This window comes from Mycolicibacterium duvalii (genome assembly GCF_010726645.1).
GTDB lineage: Bacteria > Actinomycetota > Actinomycetes > Mycobacteriales > Mycobacteriaceae > Mycobacterium > Mycobacterium duvalii.
Genome location: NZ_AP022563.1, coordinates 3,262,787 through 3,285,437, shown reverse-complemented (window position 1 = coordinate 3,285,437; position 22,651 = coordinate 3,262,787). Strand labels below are relative to the sequence as shown.

At 66.0% G+C, this 22,651-nt stretch carries 22 protein-coding genes; 8 read left to right on the top strand and 14 right to left on the bottom strand.

Features of this window, described 5'->3' with window-relative positions; all coding sequences use genetic code 11:
* The first annotated feature begins 70 nt into the window (after window positions 1-70).
* From G6N31_RS15500 to G6N31_RS15485, 4 genes are read left to right on the top strand one after another with little or no spacing between them, the layout of a single operon-like run.
* Window positions 71-1,291 carry a Zn-ribbon domain-containing OB-fold protein gene (locus G6N31_RS15500; RefSeq protein ID WP_098002305.1) on the top strand — a complete coding sequence of 407 codons (1,221 nt, stop codon included), beginning with the start codon at window positions 71-73 and terminating at the stop codon, window positions 1,289-1,291.
* Window positions 1,288-2,448 carry a thiolase C-terminal domain-containing protein gene (locus G6N31_RS15495; protein WP_098002306.1) on the top strand — a complete coding sequence of 387 codons (1,161 nt, stop codon included), beginning with the start codon at window positions 1,288-1,290 and terminating at the stop codon, window positions 2,446-2,448. Before G6N31_RS15500 ends, G6N31_RS15495 begins: the two co-directional genes overlap by 4 nt.
* Window positions 2,449-2,459: 11 nt before the next feature.
* Entirely contained in the window at window positions 2,460-3,269 is an 810-nt protein-coding gene (locus G6N31_RS15490) for an enoyl-CoA hydratase/isomerase family protein (protein WP_098002307.1), read from the top strand.
* 5 nt (window positions 3,270-3,274) lie between these two features.
* Entirely contained in the window at window positions 3,275-3,499 is a 225-nt protein-coding gene (locus G6N31_RS15485; RefSeq protein WP_133117661.1) for a fibronectin-binding protein, read from the top strand.
* Window positions 3,500-3,717: 218 nt separating this feature from the next.
* Here G6N31_RS15485 and G6N31_RS15480 read toward each other — a convergent pair whose 3' ends face one another.
* The 5 genes from G6N31_RS15480 to G6N31_RS15460 all read right to left on the bottom strand — a co-directional run bounded on the left by G6N31_RS15480 (window position 3,718) and on the right by G6N31_RS15460 (window position 8,750).
* Window positions 3,718-4,545 carry a PaaI family thioesterase gene (locus G6N31_RS15480; protein ID WP_098002308.1) on the bottom strand — a complete coding sequence of 276 codons (828 nt, stop codon included), beginning with the start codon at window positions 4,543-4,545 and terminating at the stop codon, window positions 3,718-3,720.
* Window positions 4,542-5,282 (bottom strand): FadR/GntR family transcriptional regulator, encoded by a 741-nt coding sequence (locus G6N31_RS15475; protein WP_069412477.1) that lies wholly within the window; start codon window positions 5,280-5,282, stop codon window positions 4,542-4,544. Before G6N31_RS15475 ends, G6N31_RS15480 begins: the two co-directional genes overlap by 4 nt.
* Window positions 5,283-5,391: 109 nt before the next feature.
* Entirely contained in the window at window positions 5,392-6,534 is a 1,143-nt protein-coding gene (locus G6N31_RS15470; protein WP_098002309.1) for an acyl-CoA dehydrogenase family protein, read from the bottom strand.
* Between the two features lie 9 nt (window positions 6,535-6,543).
* Entirely contained in the window at window positions 6,544-7,509 is a 966-nt protein-coding gene (locus tag G6N31_RS15465) for an acyl-CoA dehydrogenase family protein (RefSeq protein ID WP_098002310.1), read from the bottom strand.
* Window positions 7,510-7,526: 17 nt separating this feature from the next.
* Window positions 7,527-8,750 carry an acyl-CoA dehydrogenase family protein gene (locus G6N31_RS15460; protein WP_098002311.1) on the bottom strand — a complete coding sequence of 408 codons (1,224 nt, stop codon included), beginning with the start codon at window positions 8,748-8,750 and terminating at the stop codon, window positions 7,527-7,529.
* 114 nt (window positions 8,751-8,864) lie between these two features.
* Between G6N31_RS15460 and G6N31_RS15455 the strand changes: the two genes are divergently transcribed.
* From G6N31_RS15455 to G6N31_RS15440, 4 genes are read left to right on the top strand one after another with little or no spacing between them, the layout of a single operon-like run.
* Window positions 8,865-10,352 carry an aldehyde dehydrogenase family protein gene (locus tag G6N31_RS15455; RefSeq protein ID WP_098002312.1) on the top strand — a complete coding sequence of 496 codons (1,488 nt, stop codon included), beginning with the start codon at window positions 8,865-8,867 and terminating at the stop codon, window positions 10,350-10,352.
* Between the two features lie 24 nt (window positions 10,353-10,376).
* Window positions 10,377-11,588, top strand: coding sequence for a CaiB/BaiF CoA transferase family protein (locus tag G6N31_RS15450; protein WP_098002313.1), 1,212 nt, complete (start codon window positions 10,377-10,379; stop codon window positions 11,586-11,588).
* Window positions 11,588-12,541: a VOC family protein gene (locus G6N31_RS15445; protein WP_098002314.1), complete on the top strand. Its 954-nt coding sequence runs from the start codon at window positions 11,588-11,590 to the stop codon at window positions 12,539-12,541. Before G6N31_RS15450 ends, G6N31_RS15445 begins: the two co-directional genes overlap by 1 nt.
* 13 nt (window positions 12,542-12,554) lie before the next feature.
* Window positions 12,555-13,331, top strand: coding sequence for an SDR family NAD(P)-dependent oxidoreductase (locus G6N31_RS15440; protein ID WP_098002315.1), 777 nt, complete (start codon window positions 12,555-12,557; stop codon window positions 13,329-13,331).
* On the opposite strand, the gene G6N31_RS15435 is transcribed toward G6N31_RS15440, so the two are convergent.
* The 9 genes from G6N31_RS15435 to G6N31_RS15395 all read right to left on the bottom strand — a co-directional run bounded on the left by G6N31_RS15435 (window position 13,328) and on the right by G6N31_RS15395 (window position 22,633).
* Complete coding sequence (locus tag G6N31_RS15435) at window positions 13,328-13,555, bottom strand: hypothetical protein (protein ID WP_069412469.1); 228 nt, start codon at window positions 13,553-13,555, stop codon at window positions 13,328-13,330. The genes G6N31_RS15440 and G6N31_RS15435 overlap by 4 nt on opposite strands.
* Window positions 13,556-13,783: 228 nt before the next feature.
* A complete protein-coding gene (locus G6N31_RS15430) occupies window positions 13,784-14,695 on the bottom strand; it encodes an SDR family NAD(P)-dependent oxidoreductase (RefSeq protein WP_098002316.1) in 912 nt (303 codons plus the stop codon).
* A gap of 15 nt (window positions 14,696-14,710) precedes the next feature.
* On the bottom strand, window positions 14,711-15,904 hold the full coding sequence (locus G6N31_RS15425; protein WP_098002317.1) for an acetyl-CoA hydrolase/transferase C-terminal domain-containing protein: 1,194 nt from the start codon (window positions 15,902-15,904) through the stop codon (window positions 14,711-14,713).
* A gap of 28 nt (window positions 15,905-15,932) precedes the next feature.
* Window positions 15,933-17,045, bottom strand: a complete 1,113-nt coding sequence (locus G6N31_RS15420; protein ID WP_098002375.1) for an acyl-CoA dehydrogenase family protein — start codon at window positions 17,043-17,045, stop codon at window positions 15,933-15,935.
* Between the two features lie 75 nt (window positions 17,046-17,120).
* Window positions 17,121-17,381, bottom strand: coding sequence for a hypothetical protein (locus G6N31_RS15415; RefSeq protein WP_084293884.1), 261 nt, complete (start codon window positions 17,379-17,381; stop codon window positions 17,121-17,123).
* Entirely contained in the window at window positions 17,378-18,529 is a 1,152-nt protein-coding gene (locus tag G6N31_RS15410; protein ID WP_197747137.1) for an amidohydrolase family protein, read from the bottom strand. Before G6N31_RS15410 ends, G6N31_RS15415 begins: the two co-directional genes overlap by 4 nt.
* A gap of 125 nt (window positions 18,530-18,654) precedes the next feature.
* Window positions 18,655-19,803: an acyl-CoA dehydrogenase family protein gene (locus G6N31_RS15405; protein WP_098002318.1), complete on the bottom strand. Its 1,149-nt coding sequence runs from the start codon at window positions 19,801-19,803 to the stop codon at window positions 18,655-18,657.
* Complete coding sequence (locus G6N31_RS15400) at window positions 19,800-21,287, bottom strand: class I adenylate-forming enzyme family protein (RefSeq protein WP_098002319.1); 1,488 nt, start codon at window positions 21,285-21,287, stop codon at window positions 19,800-19,802. The genes G6N31_RS15405 and G6N31_RS15400 overlap by 4 nt, the downstream gene beginning before the upstream one ends.
* 125 nt (window positions 21,288-21,412) lie before the next feature.
* Window positions 21,413-22,633 carry a cytochrome P450 gene (locus tag G6N31_RS15395; protein WP_069412463.1) on the bottom strand — a complete coding sequence of 407 codons (1,221 nt, stop codon included), beginning with the start codon at window positions 22,631-22,633 and terminating at the stop codon, window positions 21,413-21,415.
* Window positions 22,634-22,651: the final 18 nt, after the last annotated feature.

The window sequence follows — 22,651 nt, the reverse complement described above, 5'->3', positions numbered from 1 at the left end:
GCTTGAATGCTATAACTATATAGCTCATTAGTTGAGTGGCGTCACACGCCCATGACCAAAGCGAGGCTCGATGACTCAGATCGGCTCCATCGGCACCTATCTGCCGCCGTGGACCGTGCGGGATCGACGGGTGAAAGGGCCCGATGAGGACGCGCTGACCATGGCGGTCGCCGCGGGACGCGCCGCCGATCCCGACGCGACCGCGAAACGCGTGGTGCTGGTGTCGCGCGACTTCCCCCTCCTCGAAGGGGGTAACGGCGCGGTGCTGCTGGCCGCGCTGTCGCTGCCGGCCGCGACGCCCGTCACCGAGGTTCTCGGCTGCGCGCCCGCCGTCCTGGATCAGATCGTCGGTGCCCCAGAGGGCACCCTGGTGGTCGCCGCCGACGACAACGACGCAACCGCGGGTGCGGGTGCGGTCCTGACCGGCGGCGGTGGTGTCGCCGTCAACCCGATCGCGCGTCAGACCCGCAGCCTGCCGTTGATGGCACGTGGCGAGGACGGTACCCGGCACGCGTACCCCGATCCCAGGCTGCAACGGGAGGTCGGATTGCGCTCGACGCTCGACCGCCTCGGCCTCACCGGAACGCCCGTGCTCGCCGCGGTGGCAGGGGTGCCGCTGGCGCAACTCAAGAGCGGCTTCGATACGTCGGCGGCCGTCGGTGAGACGAGCGTCTCCGCAGCGGCCGTCGTGCGTGTCCTCGCCGCCGCGATCGAGTCCGGCGCGGGAGGGTTGGTGCTCGCCGTCGAACAGTCCAGCATCAGCGCGGCTGAGCTCGTACTCGGGGATGAGCCACCGCGGCTCTCGAGGGACGAGTACCCAGCACAGGAGTTGCCGAAGACCCGCACCGCCGAAGGCATCGGCATCCCGATCTCGATGCCCGCCTACGCGCGGGCCTTCGAGCCGAAAATCCGCTGGGAAGCAGCGGTTTTCGACGAGCGGCCTGGCATCGACGCCGCGCCGCAGTTTCCGCCGCGGCTGAGGGTGGACAACTCCGGACACCTGGCCACCGAGTACCGGCTCGAGTCTTTGCCGCGCACGGGCACGGTGTACACGCACACCACGGTGCGCATCCCAGTCCCCGACCTGCCCAGCCCGTACTCGCTGGCGGTGGTACAGCTCGACGACAGTCCGGTCCGGGTGCTCCTCAAGGTGACCGGCGTACCCGCGGGCGAGGCGACGATCGGGCAACCAGGATCGATCGTCCTGCGCAGAATCGCCGTTCGTGCTGGCATCCCCGACTACGGCTACATGTTCTGGCCGGGGCGCACCTTGAAAGGAGCGCACGCATGAGAAACGTCGCGATCGTCGGCGCGGGGATGACGCCCTTCGCCGAACACTTCGAACTCGGCATCAAGGACCTGGTGCCGATGGCATACGCCGAAGCCGTCTCCGGGGTGGACAAGGGCATCGAGAAGGCAGACATCGAGGCGGCTTGGTTCGGCGAGCTGTCCACCACTGACGGCTTTCCGTCGGGGATCCTCGCCGACACCCTCGATCTCACTGACATCCCGGTCACCCGAATCGAAAATGCCTGCGCCACAGGCAACGACGCAATTCGCAATGGAACGATGGCGATCGCGTCGGGCATGTACGACGTGGTGCTCGTCGTCGGAGCGGACAAAGTTCGTGAAACCGCCTCGAACACCACGTTCTGGGACTGGGCGGCGATGACCCGCGACAACGCATGGGACTATCCGCTCGGGCTCGTCGCGCCGGCGAACTTCGCGCTGCACGTGATGCGGTATCTGCACGAGTCACCGGCCACCAAGGAGCATATGGCCATGGTGGCGGTGAAGAACCATTTCCACGCGCTGAAAAATCCCAAAGCCCAACTGCGTTACGAGATCACCGTGGAGCAGGCGCTGGCGGCGCCGATCGTGGTGGAGCCGTTCGGACTCTACGACTGCACACCTCAGAGTGACGGCGCTGCCGCCGTCATCCTGGCTGCCGAGGACGTCGTGGACCGCTATACCGATCGACCGGTGTGGGTGCGTGGTGTCGGGCTCGGTATGGACAGGGTGATGCACCAGCACAAGAACGACATGACCAGCTTCCCGCCGACGGTGCGGGCAGCCAAGGCCGCCATGAAGATGGCCGGTGTGACACCCCGCGACATCGACGTCGCGGAGGTGCACGACTGCTTCACCGGAGTTGAGCTGATCAGCTATGAGGATCTCGGGTTCGCCAACAGGTACGAGGCTTACAAGCTCGTCGAGGGCCGCGAGCACTACGTCGGTGGCTCGATGCCAGTCAACCCGAGTGGGGGATTGAAGGCCAAGGGGCACCCCCCGGGTGCCACAGGCGTGGCACAGTGCTACGAACTGTTCAATCAACTTCGCGGTGAGGCCGAGAACCAAGTCGACGGGGCGCGAGTAGCCTTGGCACACAACATCGGTGGGCCGACCGCGGTGTCGGCGGTCACCATCCTTTCCATCGACAAGAACTGACGGGACATCACATGACGACTTCAGAAATCGCTACCCTGGCCGGCTACGAGCAGTTCGCCCCCTGGTTGCTGGTGGAGAAGCGCGGCAATGTCCACGTTGTCAGCATCAACCGCCCCGAAGCGCTCAACGCCGTCACCGAAGAGGTGCATCACGCGTTCGCCACCATCTGGAAGGTGCTCGACGCCGACACCGATGTGAAAGCCGTCGTGACCACCGGGGTGGGCAAGGCCTTCTCGGCAGGCGGTGACATGGTGATGTTCGGTCGCCTGATCGAGGACGAGGTGGCGCGTACGTTCCAAATCCACGAGGCCCGAACGGTTTTTCTCGAGGTCATCAACTTCCCCAAACCACTGGTGTCCGCCGTCAACGGACCCGCTGTGGGCCTGGGTTGCTCGATCGCCCTCCTGAGCGACCTGTTGGTGATGGGGGAGAACAGCTACCTGGCCGACCCACACGTCGCGGTCGGGCTCACGGCGGGCGACGGTGGCGCGGCGATGCTTCCTCTGCTGATCGGCATGATGAAGGCCAAGGAGTACGTCCTGCTGGGCGATCGAATCACCGCATCCATTGCGGAGAAGCTGAACCTGGTCACCAAGGTCGTCCCCGACGACGCCGTGCTCGACGAAGCATTGGCACTGGGCGAGCGGTTCGCTGCGTTGCCCCCGCAGGCGCTTCGGTCATCGAAGGTGGCGCTCAACATGCACCTGGCCCGCGCTGCGCAGGGTGTGTTGGAGTACGCGCTCGCAGAAGAGTTGACCTCGTTCTCGACACCCGAGTTCAAGGAACGGGTGGCGGACTTCCGCGCACGCTCCAAGAAGTGAGGGCCATGAAGTTGCGGGCTGCCATCGTCGCCATGGGCCTTGCTCCGGCGGCACTCGGCATTGCCGCGCCTGCTGCCGCCGATCCAGCGGCTGACCCATGTCAACTCGCAGTCACGTTCCTGTGCAGATTTGTGCCGATGGCGGCTGATCTCGACCACAACATCGACCTCACTCAGGAAACGGGTGTCAACAACGGCCAACCCGTTCCGCAACTGCCCATCGGTGAGTAGATTCCCGAGCCGGGGCCACCAGGAAACCCCTGTCCCGGCGGTCGCGCCCAGCGACGCGCACTCCGGTCACGTCTAATACCGCGTTGACGCCGGAACGTGTTCTTGGACTTCGGATGTGACTCATCACTCCCAATGGGTCCACGCGGGCGACGCGCCATTTGCGTTCTGCACCGTCGGCCTGCGGGCCGTCGACGAGGCGGGCAGAATTGACGCGGTGCTCAGCGGTAGGCGGTCAGGCGCGCGGTGAGCGCGACCTTGCCGTCGTCGCCGATGGCCTTCGCGTCGCCCACTGCGGAGTTGCGGCCGACGCGCATCGGTGTGCCCTCGTAGCGAGAGTTCGCTCCGGCGAAGAAGGGCCGCAGAAAGTTGACCCGGAGCGAAGCGGTCCGCAAAGGGGCGTCGGGTAGACCGTGGTTGATCGCCGCCGACGCCGCGAATTCCAGGCCGGCCGCCGCTACCCCGCCGTGCACGATATCGATGTCATTGTTCAAATTCGGGTCGATACGTTGCACCAGGACATGGCCATCGGCCTCCGGCCCAACGTGAACTGCCATCCGGTCTGCAATCGACGTCTGGGGCGACAGGTCCAGGGTTTCCGCCGGCCACTTGGAGACACCGACATCCGCGTCGATGAAGAATGAGCGCACCGTGCCGCCGCCGATAACAACCCCGTCGTAGGTCAGTGTGCAGATCCCCAGCGATGTGGCACCCAACGGTCCGAACGCATGGGCGGTGGCCAGCACGGGACCATCCAGGTCCCGGACGTCGCCGAGGCTAAGGTCTATCGACAACTCGCTGGACACCGTCCACTGGCCGGGCCGCCGACGGTAGTGGTTGACGATTCCAGCAGCTGCGTCGACCAAGATCGCCAAAGGCCCCAACGATGGCGCGCCGGTGAACGGATTTCGGTACTGCCACATCGGCATCGACATCGTCGCGGTCGCGTCGGCGGGGTCGGCTTCGAGGTAGGTGATGTCGAAGCGAACCTGAATCGAGTCAGGCGTCTCGAGATCGTGCTCGTTTACCCGTTCGTCCACGCTTCTCATTCGAGAAGATCGACGACAGTGGACATTTCGGAGCCGGACAGCACGAACTCCTCTGCCTTCTGCAGGTGCCGCTTCCAAAGCTCGCCGGCGTTCTCGGCGTCGCCGGCCTTGATCATGTCCAACACCATCCGGTGAGTCTTGGCCGACCGGCGGACCGCCTGCTCGGCGCGCGCACCGGCAGTGGGCTGCAGCGAGCGATTCGCCTTTTCGATGATGTGATGCAACATGTCGCTCACGATCTGCAGTGTGCTGTTGCCGGACAACCGCGCCATCGCAGCGTGGAAGTCGGTGAGCTGATCGACCGCGTCGCTGCCGGGTTTCAATTGGGACTCGCGATCCACGATCTGCTCCAGTTCGGCAATCACCTTCGGATTGCGGTCCTTGGCGAGCTGCTCGACCATGGGAACCTCGAGTGTCACCCGGGCGTCGTACACGTCCTTCACGGTGACGCCCTCGTACTCCAGGATCAAGCCGGCATAGCGCGCCAGCGTTTCGCGCCGCGGAGGGGTGACGCGAGCTCCGCCACGCACCCCGCGCTGTACCTGGATGAGGGATTCGGACTCGAGCACCCGAAATGCCTCGCGCAATGTGGGCCGCGACACCCCGAAGCGTTCCATAAGTTCCGATTCAGGCGGAAGCATGGTGCCCTCGGGAATCTCACCCCTGATGAACATCCGGCGCAGCACTGTGGCCACCCGATCGGCCATCTTCGGTTCGCGAAGACTGGTGACCTCCATGACAACCTCCCCGACGTATAAATCCAGAAAACAACTAACTATTTGGCAGGTTAATCGAATCTCCGGATAGAGCCGCGCATTGACGACCCGCCAGTGACCAAGGTCATGCCTAGTATCCCATCGCCCGGCCCATGAGGTCCTTCATGATTTCCGTGGTGCCCGCATAGAGCCGCTGGACTCGCGAATCCCGCCATAGCCGGGCCACTTCGTATTCGTTGATGTAGCCGTAGCCGCCGTGCAACTGCAGGCAGCGGTCGATGATTTCCCATTGGACCTCGGAGGTCCACCACTTCAGCCCGGCGGCGTCCTGATCGGAGAGGGTGCCGTCGTTGACCGAGAGTACGCATTGATCCAGATAGGTCTGGGCGGCATCCAGCTTGGTCTGCATCTCGGCGAGGAAGTGGCGGTTGACCTGGAATTTTCCGATGGGCTGTCCAAACGCGGTGCGTTCCAGTGCATACGCCTTGGTCAGATCCAGCGCCCGGCGGGCGGCGGGCAGCGCGTAACAGGACACACCGACGCGCTCGCTGGGCAGGTTGGAGACCAGATGGTAGAAGCCGCGATTCAGCTCTCCGACCAGGTTCTCCTTGGGTACCTTGACGTCCTCGAAGAAAAGCTCGGCAGTGTCGGCGGAGTACTGGCCGATCTTGTCGAGCTTGCGGCCACGGGTGAACCCCTCCATGCCGTCCTCGATCATCAGCAGGCTGATGCCCTTGTGTCGCGCCGTTGGATCGGTCTTCACAGCGGTGAGCACCAGTTTGGAGAGTAGACCGTTGCTGATGAATGTCTTCTGACCGTTGACCACCCAGTGGTCACCTTCGTCGCGCGCCGTGGTCTTGATGCCGGCCAGGTCCGACCCGGCAGCGGGCTCGGACATCGCGATGGAACCGATCAGTTCCCCTCTGACGAAGCCGGGCAGCCAGCGCTCCTTCTGCTCGTCGGTGGTGAGGTTCTGCAGGTAGGGCATCAGAATGTCGTTCTGCACGCCGAGGCCGATGCCTACCGAGCCGGTGGCGAACATCTCCTCGGAGATGATCTGGTTGAACCGGAAGTCCTTGACGCCGAGGCCGCCGTATCGCTCGTCGAACTCCCAGCCGATCAGACCGTGCTCGCCCGCGGCCAGCCACGCTTCGCGGCTGACCTTGCCGTCGCGTTCCCACTTCTCGATGTTCGGCACGCAAACGCGTTCGAAGAACTCCCGGGCGGTGGCCCGGAAATCGTCATGAATTTCGTCAAAGATGTTGCGGCGCATGACCGTCCTTTACTTGGTCCAGGAGACGATGGCCGGCAACGCGCGGCCGGGAGCGTAGATGTCGAAGAGTCGCTCACCGAGCAGCGCCTCGAGCTGATCGTGCGACCCGCACAGGGCGTCGACCTGGAAACCGCGCGTGACAAAGCGGTGCAGATCGTGCTCGGCGGTCAGGCCGATCGCCCCGCACACCTGAAGCGCCACATCGCTGACCGCCCGGTGTGCCCGTCCCGCGGCGGCCTTCGCGGTGAGCGCCGACAGCCGGCCGCCGAATCGCCATGATTCGCCCAGCAGGGCGCGTGCGCCTTCGAGTTCCGCGGCCGCATCGGCCAGGGCGTGACGAGGTGACTGCAACGACCCGATCGGGGCGCCGAACTGCACCCGGACGCTGACGTGCTCGACCGCGATGTGCAACGCCCGCTCGGCAAGTGCCACCAATTCGGTGGCGAGTGCGCGATGCGCCGCACCGATCGCCCGGTTCCATTCGGTCGATGCCTCGACCAGAGGGGCGTCGAACGGCCCGCTCACCTGGGTCCAGAACGCCGACGGATCAAAGGTATCCAGGCGCCGGCCCTCGAGCCGGGTGGCCTCCACGACGCCCACCGACACCGTTCCCATGGCGCCGGACACCGGCACCACGAGCCGACCCTCGAGCGGCCCGAGGACGATGCCCGACACCCGGGCATCGTCGGAACCGGGGACATAGCCAGGGTTCAATGCCGGGAGCAGGACGTGGTCGGCGGGTCCGTCCAGAAGGCTGCCCAGCTCGGCGAGCATCACGCGGTCGAGGCAGTCGGTGTGGGCGAGCGTCCGGCCCTGCGCGCGGAACAGCAGCTCGCATGCCTCGACCGGGTATTCCGACTCGATGTCCGACCAGCCCAGCTCGGCCAGCCGCGGTCCGATCGCCACGTGCTGCTGATCGTCGCCGACCTTGCCTGCCAGTTCATCGAAGAGGCGGAAAACGGCCTCCTCCACCATGGGCCATGTTTCGTCGGTCACTTCCGCTGCCCTCTGCTTTCCTTCGGCAACCCGAGGATGTGGTCGGCGATGATGCCGCGTTGCACTTCTGCGGTGCCGCCCATCACGGTCGCAGCCCGCGAGTACCACCACTCGGCGCGCGCGGTGTCAAGCGCTGCGCCGCCCCGACCGGTGGCCGAGCCGGATGTCGCCGCTCCGGCGATCATCTGTTCCCTGGTGATCTCGAGGATCAGGTCGTTCGCCTTTTTCTCGGCACGGCCGAAGAGCAATTTGTCGATGCTGCTGTCCGCACCGACCGCCTCGCCAGCGGCCAGTCGACGGACGGTGGTCGCGGTTCGGGCCTGTGCGGCCACGACGTCGACGTAGACACCGGCGAAGCGTTGACGCTGTGCAGGGGTCGTACCCGCGGTCACCATGTCCTCTCGCAACCTGCCGAGCTCGACGAGGACCTTGTTGAGCACCGCGTAGCCGTACATGCCGCGTTCGTACTGCATGAGATGCATCGCGACAGCCCAGCCGCCGTCGACGTCGCCGACCACGCGCTCGCGGTCGACCCGCACATCGTCGAAGAACACCTCGGCCAGCTCACGGCGCCCGCTGGCCAGCGCAATCGGCCGGATGGTGACACCCGGCGCCTCGGCGTCGATCATCATCATGGTCAGGCCTCGGTGGCGACTCTCGGGCGTACCGGTGCGCACGAGGGCAAGCAGGCGTTTGGCCGTCGGTCCCTGGCTGGTCCAGATCTTCTGACCGTTGACGACGAACCCGCCTGCCCCGTCGTCGACGGCGCGGGTGCGCAGAGTGGCCAGGTCGCTGCCGGACTCCGGCTCGGAGAAGCTCTGCCCCCACCACTCGGCGCCGCTGAGATAGCCCGGCATGTAGGTCGCGGCCAGGTCCGGTGCAAACCGGATCAGGGCGGGGCCCAGTGTCTCCAGCGTCCACTGCTGGGCTGGGATCGGCAGCATCGCGTGCCCGAGTTCCTCGTAGTACACGGCGCGATGGATCTCGTTGCCACCGAGGCCGCCTGCCGCTTCGGGCCAGCCGTACCGGTTCCAGCCGTCGGCATGCAGGCGGGCCATCATCGTGGCGTCGTGGGCCAGGCCGTCCTCGGCGCTGGAGAACACGGCGGTGCGCCACTGGTCGGCGACCTCCAGCTCGCGCAGATACCGGCGGAATTCCTGGCGGTACAGGGCGACATGCGCGACGTACTCGACTACGGCATTGTCGACAGGGGCGGACAACCCATTCCCCCCTTCATGAAGGCCAGATCCGGCAGCTACAACCGAATCAGCTAAACAGTTATCTATAAGTGGGTACAATAGCCCACACCGCCACTTCTGTGAGAGGGACTGCCAATGACGGCTTCACCGATTGCCGCCGCCACCGTCAACTTCAACCCCGAGACCCGCCTACTCATCGACGGGCAGCTGCGCGACGCTGCAGGCGGTCGGACGGCCGACAACGTCAACCCCGCCACCGAGGAGGTGCTCGGCGTCACCGCCGACGCCGGCGCCGGGGACATCGATGAGGCCATCGCCGCCGCCAGGCGTGCCTTCGACACCACCGACTGGGCGACCAACCGGGAGTTCCGGCAGCACTGCCTGATGCAGTTGCACGACGCACTCCAGCAGGAAAAGGAGGACATGCGGGCCGAGGTGATCGCCGAGGCGGGGGCTCCCCTGGGCATGACCTGTATAGCTCAGTTGGAGTGGCCACTGGCCGATGGGATCCGCTGGCCTGCCCAGTACATCTCCGAGTTCGCCTGGGAGCGGCAACTCGACGAGGCCGCCCTGATGGGAGTGCCCTACAACCGTGTCGTGGTCAAGGAGGCGATGGGTGTCGTCGGCGCGATCACGCCGTGGAACTTCCCGATCGAGATCATCGCCAACAAGGTGGGCCAGATTCTGGCCACCGGCAACACGATGGTGCTCAAGGCGCCTATCGAGACACCGTGGACTGCGCTTCGATGGGGCCGCGTCATCGCCGAAAAGACCGACATCCCAGCGGGTGTGGTCAATGTCGTCACCGCATCGGACAACGACGTCGCGCAGCGTCTGGTGACGGACCCGCGGGTAGACATGATCTCCTTCACCGGGTCCACCGCGGTCGGCGAACTCATCGGTAGGCTGTCTGCTGCCACCATGAAGCGCAACCTGATGGAGTTGGGCGGCAAATCGGTGTACCTGCTGCTCGAGGACGCCGACCTGGCCACGACCGTCCCCGGGTGTATCGGCGCGCTCATGCACTCCGGTCAGGGCTGTGCGCTGACGACCCGCATGCTGGTGCCCCGCGCGCGCTACGACGAAGCCGTCGAACTGGCCACCACGACGTTCGCCTCGGTCACCATCGGTGACCCCGCCGATCCGGCCAACTTCTGCGGCCCGCTCATCTCGGCCAAACAGCGTGACCGCGTGCTGGACTACATACGGATCGCAAAGGAGCAGGGTGCCCGGGTGACAGTAGGCGGCGGTAAACCCGAGGGCTTGGACCGCGGATACTTCGTCGCCCCAACGATCCTCGCTGACGTCCGCCCCGATCATCGCGTCTTCCAGGAGGAGATCTTCGGCCCGGTCATCACGATCACCCCGTACGACGGCAGCGACGACGGTGCCGTCGAGATGGCCAACAACTCGATCTACGGGCTTGCCGGCACCGTGCTTGGCGACCCGGAGCGGGCGATGGCAGTTGCGCGGCGCATCCGCACCGGATCGGTGAACGTCAACAACGCGATCTTCTACGGCGCCGACGCTCCGTTCGGCGGATACAAGATGAGCGGCATCGGCAGGCAGAACGGGGTCGAGGGCTTCGAGCAGCACCTGCAGACCAAAGTCATCGCGTATTAACCCGATCACCAAGCAAAGGAACCAATGTCCGACATTCTCAGTGGAATCCGCGTCGTCGAGCTGGCGGCGTGGACGTTCGTCCCCGCGGCTGGCGCTGTGCTGGCTGACTGGGGCGCCGACGTCATCAAAGTCGAGCACCCCGAAACCGGTGATCCGCAGCGTGGCCTGATCAGCTCCGGGATCGTCACCGGCGCAGGGGGAGTGAACCACTTCATCGAGCAGCCCAACCGCGGCAAGCGCAGCATCGGCCTGGACACCTCCACCCCCGAAGGGCTGGAGCTGTTGATGAAGCTGATCGAGACCGCCGACGTGTTCGTCACCAACCTGTTGCCGGACTCCCGGCAGCGGATGGGCATCGATGTCGAACAGGTCCGGGCACGCAACCCGAAGATCATTTACGCACGCGGCCACGGTTACGGCATCAAGGGCGATCTGGCCGCTCAGGGTGGTTTCGACCTGGCGGCGTACTGGGCACGCGGCGGCATCGCCGACGCCTACTCGGCCGGCGACGGTTCGTACCCGCCGATCCAGCGTCCCGCGTTCGGCGATTCCTACGGCGGCTTGGCGATCGCGGGTGGCATCGCGGCGGCACTGGTGAAGCGCGAGCGCACCGGCGAGCCGTCGGTGGTCGACGTGTCGCTTCTCAACGCCGCGATCTGGCAGCTCGGTCCGGACATCGTCGGATCAGGGGTGACCGGTCAGGACATTCCGAAGTTCAACCTCGACGAGATGCCCAACCCGGTGGCCAGCATCTACAAGACCCGCGACAACCGATTCATCGCGTTCGTGCTGCTGCAGGCCGACCGCTTCTGGGCGGACTTCTGCACCCGACTGGGCCGCACCGACCTGATCGATGACGAACGGTTTGCTTCTGCGGCAGTACGATTCGGCAATCGCAAGGAGTGCATCGCTGAGTTGCGTTCGGCCTTCGAGTCCGAAGATCTCTCCCATTGGGAGAAGGCGTTCAAGGGATTCGACGGGGTGTGGGACGTCATGCAGACCGCACACGAGGTGCACAGTGACCCACAGGCAGTCGCCAACGGATACCTGCCCAGGGTGACCGATGCGAACGACAACGAGTTCGCGCTGGCGGCAAGCCCTGTGCAATTCGATGAGACGCCGCTGGATCTCACCTGCGCCCCAGGGCATGGCGAGCACACCGATGCAGTGTTGACCGAGCTCGGCTTCACGGAGGATCAGATCATCGAGTTCAAGATCAACTCGGTCGTCCTGTAGTGGGATCCGAGCAACTCGCCCGGCGCTTCTTGCATGTCAACCTCAACTGTGCCGCGCTCGACGCCACCGAGCGCGTCTATGGTGACGTGCTTGGCCTGACGGCGCGGATGCGCACCGATCCGGAAGTGGCCACCGACGGATCGATTTTGGGATTAGACGGTGAAACCTACTGTGCCACCGCGTTTCTCTATGATGCCCGCGGTGGGCGGGGTGGTTGCGCGCTGGAGGCCATCGAGTATCACTCGCCTCCACTGAGCCGTGACCCGAGTGCCGATCCCGTGCGACCCGGTATCCGTGGACTGCAGTTGGCGGTTGCCGATGTCGATGCAGCGGCGGCCGCATTGCGCCGGGGCGGTCTGGAAGTCGGCGATCCCGTCGACGGTCTGATGGGCGGCGGGAAGTCTGTGCTCGCGCTCGATCCCGACGGGGTCGTGATCGAGTTGACCGCGTTGCCTCCCGATGCCGACTCATCAGGGGGCGCGCTGTTCGACGGCATCCGGATCGCGGCGATCGACGCAGCCGCAACCGGTGAGTTCCTCACCGACATCGGGTTCGAGGAACTCGCCGCGCCGAGCACGCAGTCGGTCGCGGGAGCGCAGCTGAGTCCTGGCGCATCCGGCGAAAACGATTGCGTGGTAGCGTGTTACGCTCTTGCCGAGGACGGTCGTCAGTTCAAACTGGTGGTGGTGCAGCACCCCGACACCGCGGCTGTACCGGTGCCGTGGGGCGGCAACCGCCAGGGTCTCTACCGCTGCGCGCTCCGGGTGGAAAACGTGCATGACGCGCTGGCGCAGGTGCCCGACTCGGTTGAGCGCATGGGTGATCCGGTGTGGTGCCCGTTGCCGGGGACCAAGATCGAAGGTCTGCACATCGCCTTCCTGCGCTCACCCGACGGCGTGGTGTTCGAGTTCGTCGAACGGCCACTGAGTTTCTTCACCAGATCGGGGAGTTGACGTGGATCTTGCAATGACGGGAAAGGGCTACGTCGTCGTCGGCGGGTCGGCGGGGATGGGACTGGCGGCAGCCCGCGCGCTCGCTCGCGAGGGTGCGTCGGTCGTGGTCGTGGGGCGAGACGCGGATCGCGCCGAGAAGGCCGCACAACAAGTCGCCGAAGCCGGCGCCGTCTCGGCCCACGGGTTGTCCTACGACGTGAGCCGGCCTGGCCAGGCGGTCGCCGCCGTCGACGAAGCAGCCCGCATCCTGGGCAGGCTGGACGGCATCGCCATCACCATGGGCACCGCGGGCATGATGCCTATCGACTCCGACGACGACGCCTGGGACACAGCTTTTCACGACGTGCTGCTGGCGACGACCCGCAGCGTACAGGCGGCGCTGCCCCATCTGACCGCCACCAAGGGCGCGATCGTGACCACCGCGGCCTACTCGGTGCGCGCACCGCACGAACCGCGGCTACCCTACGCCAGCCTCAAGGCCGCGGTCGCCACGTTCACCCGCGGCATCGCGCGCACGCATGGCCACGCAGGCATCCGGGCCAACAGCGTGGCGCCCGGGGCCGTGGAGACCGATGCGTTGCACGCCATCCGTGGATACGTCGCGGAGAGCAAGGGCTATCCGTACGAAGAGGCCCTCGAGCGAGCGCTCGTCGAGGACTTCGGTTTCGATGCCGCGCTCGCCCGACCCGGGCAGCCCGACGAAATCGGCGCGCTGATCGCCTTCCTGCTGTCCGATGTCTGCGCGTTCGTCACCGGACAGACCATCTTCGCCGACGGCGGGGCGCCCTAGGCTGGTTGGTGGGCGATGAAGAAGTCGTCGACAATCCGGATGCAGTCGTCGCGGCCGATGGCGCGGACACCGGTCAGACGGCCGAACAGTAGCGGTCCCAGGAGTTGCGCCAGCCCCAGCGTCAGGTCGAAGTCGCCGAGTTCGGCGCGGGCCTGCGGGCTCTCGGGGGACCTGCAGCGCAACCACTCGCCGCGGCGGCAAAGGCTGCCTTCACTCACGGTCACAGTCAGGCCGCTTGGGTTCTGGCTGCGGCGACCGTGGTGAGCGCAATCGTGTTGGCGCTGTGGATGCCGGAACGCGAGCCTGCGCCGTACGGACGTCGCGCGAAACTCGACGGTCAACCGGTCCGAGAACCTGCTGTCATCGCCTGACAGGAGGTCCGCGCAACGGCGTCACGCCATCGACTCCGGCCGCGCTTGCTTACCGTCGATGGAGACGGGGTCTGCGCAACACTAGTCAGCGGGTAGCGGCCCGGCCAGTCCCCGCGGCGAGGTGCCGTAGAGCCAGCTGACGGCCTGACCGATCTCGGAGAATGCAAGGGAATTACCGTCTTTGGCGTGGTAGGCGCCGGGTGCCTCGGTGAAGCCGTCGATTCGGGTGAGCTTGTCACCGTTGATGCGCAGGATCTGGCCGGTGAGCCACGATGACTGCGCGGACTGGAGCCAGGCGACCACCGGCGAGCTGCGAGCGGGATCCAGCGCGGGGTCGTCAGCGCGGCTGCCGAACACCTCCTGGGTCATCCGTGACATCGCCAGCGGCGAGATCGCGTTGACCGCAACGCCGTAACGCTGAGCTTCCATCGCGGTGACGATGGTCAGGTTGGCGATGGCGGCCTTCGCCGCGCCGTAGGCGCTCTGCCCGACATTGCCCCACAAGCCCGCACCCGACACCGTGTTGACGATGTGCGCGTCGATCGGGTTGCCCGCCTTGAATTGCGCCCGCCAGTATTCACAGGCATGCCGGGTGACCGCGAACGTGCCCTTGAGATGCACAGCGATGACGCTGTCCCAGTCGGCCTCGGTGGACGCGGCGACCATGGAGTCGCGCAGGATGCCGGCATTGTTGACCACACCAGTCAGGGACCCGAACGTGTCGACGGCGGTGGACACCATGTCGGCCACGTCGTCCCACGAGGACACCGAACCGGTATGCGCGATGGCCTTGCCGCCCGCCGATTCGATCTCGGCGACGACGTCTGCAGCGGGACCTGCTCCGTCACCGCTGGAGCCGTCCCGGCCAACACCGGGGTCGTTCACGACGACGGCCGCGCCTTGGCGGGCCAGCTCGAGGCAATGGCCGCGGCCGATGCCGCGTCCGCCTCCGGTGACGAGCACGACCTTGCCGGTCAGAGGGCCTTCAGGCATCGCTCGTTAACTCCTTCATTTCGAGAACAATTCGGTGATCAGGTGCCGTCGCCGCGACCAGTCGGCGCCCCGCAGGTCGGCGTGACCGGATTCGGTGACGATCACGTCGACGTCGTGGGCGGGGGTCGACGCCGGACGGCTCAGTCGCTCCACCAGGGGTGAGCGGCCGTTCGTCGAAGACGGCACGGCGATGATGGACAACCCGCCGCGGCTCATTGCGCCTGCGGCGCAGTAGTCCGGGTGTCCACCGATTCCGCCGACGACTTTCTCGCCGACGCCTTCGACGTTGATCTGGCCGTACGGGTCGAGCTCGATGGCGGTGTTGACGGCGACGAACGGTGCGCCAGAGGCAAGTCGGACGAAGTCATGGGTGTACTCGATGCCGCGCAGGATGGGCTTGCCGTCCGCCCAGTCGTACAAGACGTCGCTGCCCATCAGATACGTCGCGGACGGCATCGCGGCCAACAGTCCGCGCCGTTCGAGGCCGACGACGGCGTCGGTGAGCAGCCCGGTGTCGATCTGCAGCGGCACTGCTGCGCGGTTCAACAGCGCCGTGCCCAGTTGGCCTGGCCCGTACTGCAGCCGGGCTCCCTCCGGGACGAACCGCAGCACGGAGTCGGCGAGAGCGTCGTGCACCGCTTCGGGCGCCTTGGGCGCCAATCGCATCGGACCGTCGGCGCTGCGCCCGACCACCGTCACTTGAGCGGGGTCCAGCGCAGGCAGAGCGCTGGCCATCGGCGCCACGCCGTCGACGATCCCCAGTACCGGCACTCCGGCCTGAACGAGTTCACGCTGCCAGGACACTTCGGTAGCGAAATGCAGTTCGCCACCGCGTTCGACGACCCGCGTGATGAGCAGGTCGGGCCGCAGGACCCCGGCGAGTAGAGCGCCGATGGCCGAGAGTCGGGTGGGTATGAAACGGGCTGTCGGGGTTCGTAGTAGGTCACGGACGCCCCACCCGGGCATCAAGGCGGCCACCTCGCCGAATGCGTCGGCCTCGAGGCCGGCGACCGGGCCGGGCAGCCAGCCGAGCACGAGTCGCACCGAACCCACCTCGCGCGCTACACCGCTGAGTGCCGTGCCCATCGATGAGCCGTCGTCGAGACAGGACAGTGCACCGACGCCGTCGCCGAGGGCCACGGTCGTTCCCGGACGCACCGCCTGCCGCAGCGCACCCGACAGGGTGGCTGCGGTCAAAGGCGCTGTCACCGTGGTGATCTGCTCTTCGCGCAGGGGCTCATCGGGGCTCCTTCGGGAGCCCCAGCACCCGCTCACCCAGGATGTTGCGCTGAATCTCGCTGGTGCCACCGAGAATCGTCTGCGCCCGCCCCACAAGCATGTGGTGCACGAGATCGGCCGCCTCACCGGAGTCGGCCGGGTCGACGCACGCGTCGGTGCCGAGCACCTCGGTGGCCACGTCGCCAAGGTCCTGATCGGTCTCCGAGGTCATCAACTTGAGCACGGAGAATGCAGACGACGTGAGATCGCCTGAATCGATCGCACGTTGCCAGGTGTAGCGCAAGAGCCACATCCGGGTCCACAACCGGGTCATGGACCGCGACAGCACCGGGTCGAGGAGGTCATGGTCACGCGCGGCGTTGACCATCCGCTCATGCAGCTGGAACATCGCCACGGCTTGGGTGCCCAGTGTCAGGCGTTCGCGGCCCAACGTCACCATCGCCACGGCCCAGCCTTGTCCGACCTCACCTATCAGTGCATCGTCGCTGAGATCGGCACCGTCGAAGAAAACCTCGTTGAACTTGCTCTCGCCATCCATCTGGACCAACGGCCGCACCGAGACTCCCGGGGCATCCATCGGGACAATGAACATCGACAAGTCGCGGTGCTTGTCGGGGCCGGTGCGGGCCAGCAGGAGCCCGTAGTCGGCCGATGCCGCCGCCGAACTCCACACCTTCTGGCCGTCGATCCGCCACCCGTCGGCGGTGCGCTCGGCTCGTGTCCGCACGCCGGCCAGATCCGATCCCGCGCCCGGTTCGGAGAACAGCTGTGTCCAGACGGCGTCACCGAGCCGAATCGGTTCGAGGTAACGCTCCTTGTGGTCTGGGGTGCCGAACTTGATCAACACCGGGCCGACCAGATCTACGCCCGTGATGTTCAGCTGACGGGGCACTCCCGCTCGGGCGCACTCCTCGGCGAAGGCAGCCTGGTAGGCCACGGTGGCTGCGGCGCCGCCGAATTCGACCGGCCAATGCAGACACGTGTAGCCGTGATCGGCCAGATAGCGGTGCCACGCACGGCCCGGCTCGACGTCGGCCGCGGTGGGCGTGGGTCCGTAGTTCCTCAACCCGGCCGGTTTGGGCGCGCTGTCGAGGAACGCACGAAACTTCATGCGTAGGGCGTCGATGTCCTCGATGAGATCAGGGGAGGCCGCCACCACTGCTCCTTGGCGCGGGACGTGTTGGGATCATTTCCCCGCGCGATAGTCGTTGTATTCGTCTCGGACTGACTCCATGGCGTTGAGCCGGCGCTCCAGCAGCGTCAGTTCCGTATCGGCTGACGCATGGTCGCCCGCGGCGGACCGCACTTCGTCGAGCCGGGCCCGGGTGCGCCCGATCTCTTCGACGAGGCGCTCGCGCGCCTCGTCCTTGGTGAGCAAATCCTGGTCGGTCCAGTCCGAGCGGGCGAGCTGTTCGACCCGCTCCACGTCGTCGCCGGCGGGAGTCACGCTGCCCGCGGGAAGTTGTAGAACGCGCGGGCATTGAGTTCGACGATCTTGTGGGCTTCGTCGTCGGGAACGTCCTTGAGCGCCTGGGCGGCCCGGTCACGGCTCTGCGGCCAGTACGAATCCGAGTGCGGGTAGTCACATTCCCAGGTGATCTGGTCGACCCCGATGTGGTCGCGGACCGCCATGCCGAAGTCGTCCTCGATAAAACAACCGTGAAAGTGCTTCTTCCACAGGTAGCTCGGCGGATGGTCCTGGTTGACGTTGTTGTAGAAGCGGTGCTTGCGCCACACACTGTCGGCGCGCTCCAAGATGTAGGGAATCCAACCGACGCCGCCCTCACTCAAGCCGATCTTCAGCTTGGGATGCCGGTAGAGCGTGTGGCTGAACAACCAGTCGGTCAACGCGGTCATCGACATGGTGCCCATTAGCGTCACGAACACCGCGAACGGGGCATCCGGAGCGATCGGCGGCGGGAAACCACCGGAACCGAAGTGCTGAGCCAGCACCAGACCGGTGTCCTCCATCGCCGAGAGCAGCGGATCCCAGTGATCGGAATGCACCGACGGCAATCCCAGCTTGTCGGGCAGGTCGGGAAAGGTCACACACTTGGCGCCCTTGGCCGCGACGCGATGGATCTCGGCCACACTGGCCTCGACGTCCCAGAACGGCAACATGGCCACCGGGATGAACCGGTCGGGCGCCGTGGCGGCCCACTCGTCGAGGTGAAAGTCGTTCCACGCAGCCGAACACAGCCGGGCCAGTTCCTTGTCCTCACCCTCAGCGAACACCGCACCGGCGAACCGCGGGAAGGACGGGAAGCAGGTCATCGCCTGCACGCCGTCGATGTCCATGTCGGCGACCCGCGCCTTGGGGTCATAGCAGCCGGGAATCATGTCGTCGTAGCGCACCGGTTCGACGCCGTACTCCTCAGGCTTCTTGCCCGCCACCGCGTTGAGCCCGATATAAGGGTAGATCCGGCCCTCGTACTCCCAGACCTGACACATCTGCCCGTTATCGGGGCGCTCCCACTCGATGATCTTCGGACCAACGTCCAAGTACTTCGTCGGGAGCCGGTCGCTCCACACCTTCGGATGTTCGATCAGGTGATCATCAACCGAGATCAACTCCATCCAGGGCTGCAACGGCACTGGGGCCTCCTCAGGGGCTTCGGGCTGTGAGCAGAAACAGAAAAACATTTAGTTATTTAATGTGAGTCTAATCACCCACCTGTGACGCGGGCAAGCAGACTCAGTAGTTGGCGCCTAGGGCAAACTCAGTTGAGCTTGGTCAGGTTTGCTAACCGGTCCCAGTGTTGGGCGGGTGCACCGAAAATCACCTCGTCGGTTCGGGCCCGCCGAAAATAGAGATGCGCCGAGTCTTCCCACGTGAAACCAATGCCCCCGTGGATCTGCACATTGGCGCGCACGGCATTTCGCAGCGATTCCGAGCACACCGCCTTCGCCATGCTGGCGCGCCACTGCGCCTCGCTGGCGATCGCAGCATCCTCAGAGTCGAACGCCTGAAGCGCGGCGTGCGACGCCGACCGTGCCCACTCCAGATCAACGAGCATGTCCGCACACTTGTGCTTGATGGCCTGGAAGCTGCCGATGGGACGGCCGAATTGTTCGCGCGTGCGGGCGTAGGCGGTGGCAAGTTCGAGGACCCGTTCGCAGGCGCCGACCTGTTCGGCCGACAGCACTGCCAGCGCGACGTCGACGTTGCGCTGGACGAGGTCGTCGACGGGGCCGTCGCCAGACAGGCGCATCGCGGCCGCCCCGGTCAGGGTGATGGTGGCCATCGGACGGGTCCCGTCGAGCACTCGTTCGGCTTCCACGTCGACGCTGTCGATCTTCGGGTCGAGCAGGAACACCGCAGGCTCGCCGTCGTCTGCTGCGGCGACCACCACGAGGTCATCGGCGGCGGTGCCGCCCAAGACGTGGCGGACGGTGCCGTCGACGCTCCAGTCGTCGCCGCGACGCGTGGCGCGCAGCGTCACCGCGGATCGGCGCCACAATCCGCCGTCGCCGGTGAGGGCTGCGGCCGCGGTGCGCCGGCCTTCGATGAGCTGCGCCAGCCGCTTCTCGGCATCGGGGTAGCGGTCGGCCAGGTCGAGTAGCAGGCCGGTCGCCAGCACCGTGGAGCCGAGGAACGGCACCGGCGCCAGTGCCCGGCCGAGTTCATGGGCGACCACGCCCAGCGCGGACGCGCCGTAGCCGGCGCCGCCGAGGTGCTCGGGCAGCGCGATGGCTGCCACCCCGACCTGGTTGCACAGCACGTCCCAGAGGGCGGTGTCGAAACCGGAGGCGGCATCGCCCTCTCCGTAGGCGACGGCCCGGACCCGTTCCTCCGGCGCGATCCGCTCACAGGCGGAGCGCACAGACTGCGCGAGTTCCTGACGTTCGTCGGGCGCCAAGGCCGTCATGAGGTTCCTCCTGCGATCTGACGGGCCAACTCGGACTTGGCGACCTTGCCGAGCCCCGTCAGCGGGAATTCGTCCACGACGACGAGCCGCTCAGGCCACTTCTGCTTCATGAGTCCACGCTCATCGAGGAATGTGCACAGCTCGTCGAGGGTGACGTCGCGGTGGCGGGGCGAACGTCGCACCACCGCACACACCAATTCACCGCGCAGCTCGTCGGGCTGGCCGAGCACGGCGATCTCGTCGACGAGGGGATGGGCCAGCAGCTCGTTCTCCAGCTCGTCCGGCGCGACGTTCTCACCCTTCCGGATGATCAGGTCCTTGGTCCGGCCGGTGACCACGATGCGCCCGTCGGGACGTAGGTGGCCTCGGTCGCCGCTGCGGAACCACCCGTCCTCGGTGCGCGCGTGCTGCCACTGCTCACGATCGGTGTATCCCGGGGTCAGGTTCTCGCCGCGCAGTTCGATCTCGCCGCCGGCACTGATCCGCACCTCCGATCCAGGGATCGGACGGCCCGCGCTGTTGGCGAGTTGTTCTTCGCTGTCGGTGAATTCGCTGACACAGATCATCGGTGCCTCGGTCATGCCGTAGGCGTGCACGACTGGCACGCGCAGGTGTTCACGCACCTGGCGATGCACCTCCGGCGGGCATGCGGCGCCTCCGCCGATCAGCATCCGCAGCGAGGGCATCAGCAAATCTGCTGTGGGGGCACTCATTTGGGCCGTGTTCAGCATCTGATAGAACGCCGTGCTGGCACCGGTGACCGTCACCTCGTGCTCCGCGATCAGCCGGGGCAGATTCTCGGCGGTGACCTTCGGGACAAGCAGCACAGGGAAATCGCCGAGCAGCGCGCAGGCGAGGTAGACCATGCCGCCCACGTGAGCGATGGGGAACGCGATCGTGCCGAGTTCCTTCGGATGGCTGCCTACCCCGAGGTGGGAGACGTACCCGCGGGCGGCCCTGAGCAACGTGGCGTCAGTGTGGCGCACGCCTTTCGGGCGACCGGTGGTGCCGGAGGTGAAGTACACCCAGCGCGGGTCGGTCGGGGCTGGCCCGTCGAACTCCGGGTGCGCTGTCGCGGTCACGGTTTCGAGCCTGGCGAGGAGGTCGGGTGGCACCGTGACGGTCGGCATTTGCGGCGCATCGCTCGCCGTCGACTCGTCGACCAGCAGGATGTCGGCGTTCGCGACCTCCACAGCCGAACGGACCTCTCGTAGCCGGTAGAGGTGGAGCACCGGCGCCTGGACGACGGGCATCCGAGCCAGACCCAGCATCACAATTGCCGCATTGACGGTTGCCGGCATCTGCCAGGCAACCGTCATGCCGGGCCGTATACCGGCATCCCACAGCCATTGCGCTGCGGCCGACGTCAATGCGGCGACGTCTGACACCGTCAAACTGTGGCCCTCTACGTCACGTAGCAGCGGACGTTGCGGCCTGTCGGCGGCGCACTCGTCGAGCAGCCCGGCGATGGTGCCAGCAGTCACTGAGCACCTCCCGTTCTGCCACACAATCTAAACATTTAACCAATTGAGCGACCCCAGCTTCAGCTGTTCGTCGTTGCCGATCACGACAGCCGAATAGTCAGGCCGAACACGCGGACACGCTGTTGTCAGCCCAACCGCTTGCCCGGCGTGAACCTGACCCGCAGCTTACGCACGGCGTACACCTCACCTGCGTCTTCGAAGAGTTCGGGTTCCGCCGCCAGTTCGAAGTCGGGCAGTCGCTTCAGGATCTGGGTCATCATCACCTCGAACATCATCTTGGCGTAATGGGACCCGAGGCAGCGGTGCATGCCGACCCCGAATGCCATCTGCTTCTTGGCATTCGGGCGCGACAGGTCCAGTTTGTCGGGATCCTCGAACACGGCCGGGTCTCGGTTGGCCGCGGCCCACATCAGGATCGCGCGGTCGCCCTGACAAAGTGGCTGGCCGTGGAACTCGGCGTCGCGAGACACCGTGCGCGCGAGGCCGAGGGTCGGCGTATACAGCCGCAGCAGCTCGTCGGTGCCCTTCTTGATCAGGCCCGGATCATCGATGAACTGCTGCCGCAGGTCGGTGTCGCGGCACAGGCGGGCAAGCACGTTGCCGGTGAACCCGCTGGTGGTGTCCATGCCCCCGAGCATCATCAGCACCGTGTACATGGTGATCTGCCCGTCGTCGAGCGGCTTGCCGTTCAGCGTGCCACGCAGGATGTCGCTGAACAGGTCGTCGCCCAGCCCCTCCGCCCGGCGCTCCTCCATGTGCTTGACGATTTCACCGAACATCTCCATGCCGGCGATCCCGGCCTTCTCCGGGTCGTGGGCGCGGTCGTGCACGGTGCTGTGCACCCAGCGCACCCAATCCATGTGCCGCGACTCGTCGAACTTCAGCAGCCGCAGGATGAGTCGCGCCGGTAGTGGTGTGGTGAGCTCGCCGACGAGGTCGCATTCGCCGCGCTCGATGAACGCGTCGATGGCCTCGTTGGTCATCTCGATGGCGCTCTCGCGAAACCGCTCCGCCGAACCCGGCGAGAACCGCCGCAGAGTGACCTCGCGCAGCTCCTGGGTCTCAGGCGGGTCTGACTCGATCGGCAGGATCGGTAGAGGCATCTCGCTGGCCGGCACGCCGACTGACGGGAAGGAGTTGAAGAGGGCGTCGTCGCGGGCGGCTTCGAACACCGACGCGTAGTCGACCAGCGCCCAGAAGCCCTCGTAGTGGTCGGAATGAGCTACAGGACAACCTGATTCGCGCATTTTGCGGAAGGTGCCGTGCGGATCCTCGCGAAACTCAGCCGAGTGGTGGTCGAGATCCACCTCGGCGCGGGGACGCGAGTCGGCCTGAGTGTCGGTCATCTGCTGTGAACCCCTTCG

What these genes read in the sequence shown, in the direction of transcription:
- G6N31_RS15475 (WP_069412477.1), bottom strand. Translation starts at nt 5,282, where the DNA reads ATGGAGGTCACCAGTCTTCGCGAACCGAAGATGGCCGATCGGGTGGCC.
- G6N31_RS15490 (WP_098002307.1), top strand. Translation starts at nt 2,460, where the DNA reads ATGACGACTTCAGAAATCGCTACCCTGGCCGGCTACGAGCAGTTCGCC.
- G6N31_RS15455 (WP_098002312.1), top strand. Translation starts at nt 8,865, where the DNA reads ATGACGGCTTCACCGATTGCCGCCGCCACCGTCAACTTCAACCCCGAG.
- G6N31_RS15430 (WP_098002316.1), bottom strand. Translation starts at nt 14,695, where the DNA reads ATGCCTGAAGGCCCTCTGACCGGCAAGGTCGTGCTCGTCACCGGAGGC.
- G6N31_RS15420 (WP_098002375.1), bottom strand. Translation starts at nt 17,045, where the DNA reads ATGAAGTTTCGTGCGTTCCTCGACAGCGCGCCCAAACCGGCCGGGTTG.
- G6N31_RS15405 (WP_098002318.1), bottom strand. Translation starts at nt 19,803, where the DNA reads ATGACGGCCTTGGCGCCCGACGAACGTCAGGAACTCGCGCAGTCTGTG.
- G6N31_RS15485 (WP_133117661.1), top strand. Translation starts at nt 3,275, where the DNA reads ATGAAGTTGCGGGCTGCCATCGTCGCCATGGGCCTTGCTCCGGCGGCA.
- G6N31_RS15465 (WP_098002310.1), bottom strand. Translation starts at nt 7,509, where the DNA reads ATGGTGGAGGAGGCCGTTTTCCGCCTCTTCGATGAACTGGCAGGCAAG.
- G6N31_RS15395 (WP_069412463.1), bottom strand. Translation starts at nt 22,633, where the DNA reads ATGACCGACACTCAGGCCGACTCGCGTCCCCGCGCCGAGGTGGATCTC.
- G6N31_RS15440 (WP_098002315.1), top strand. Translation starts at nt 12,555, where the DNA reads ATGACGGGAAAGGGCTACGTCGTCGTCGGCGGGTCGGCGGGGATGGGA.
- G6N31_RS15480 (WP_098002308.1), bottom strand. Translation starts at nt 4,545, where the DNA reads ATGAGAAGCGTGGACGAACGGGTAAACGAGCACGATCTCGAGACGCCT.
- G6N31_RS15495 (WP_098002306.1), top strand. Translation starts at nt 1,288, where the DNA reads ATGAGAAACGTCGCGATCGTCGGCGCGGGGATGACGCCCTTCGCCGAA.
- G6N31_RS15450 (WP_098002313.1), top strand. Translation starts at nt 10,377, where the DNA reads ATGTCCGACATTCTCAGTGGAATCCGCGTCGTCGAGCTGGCGGCGTGG.
- G6N31_RS15470 (WP_098002309.1), bottom strand. Translation starts at nt 6,534, where the DNA reads ATGCGCCGCAACATCTTTGACGAAATTCATGACGATTTCCGGGCCACC.
- G6N31_RS15500 (WP_098002305.1), top strand. Translation starts at nt 71, where the DNA reads ATGACTCAGATCGGCTCCATCGGCACCTATCTGCCGCCGTGGACCGTG.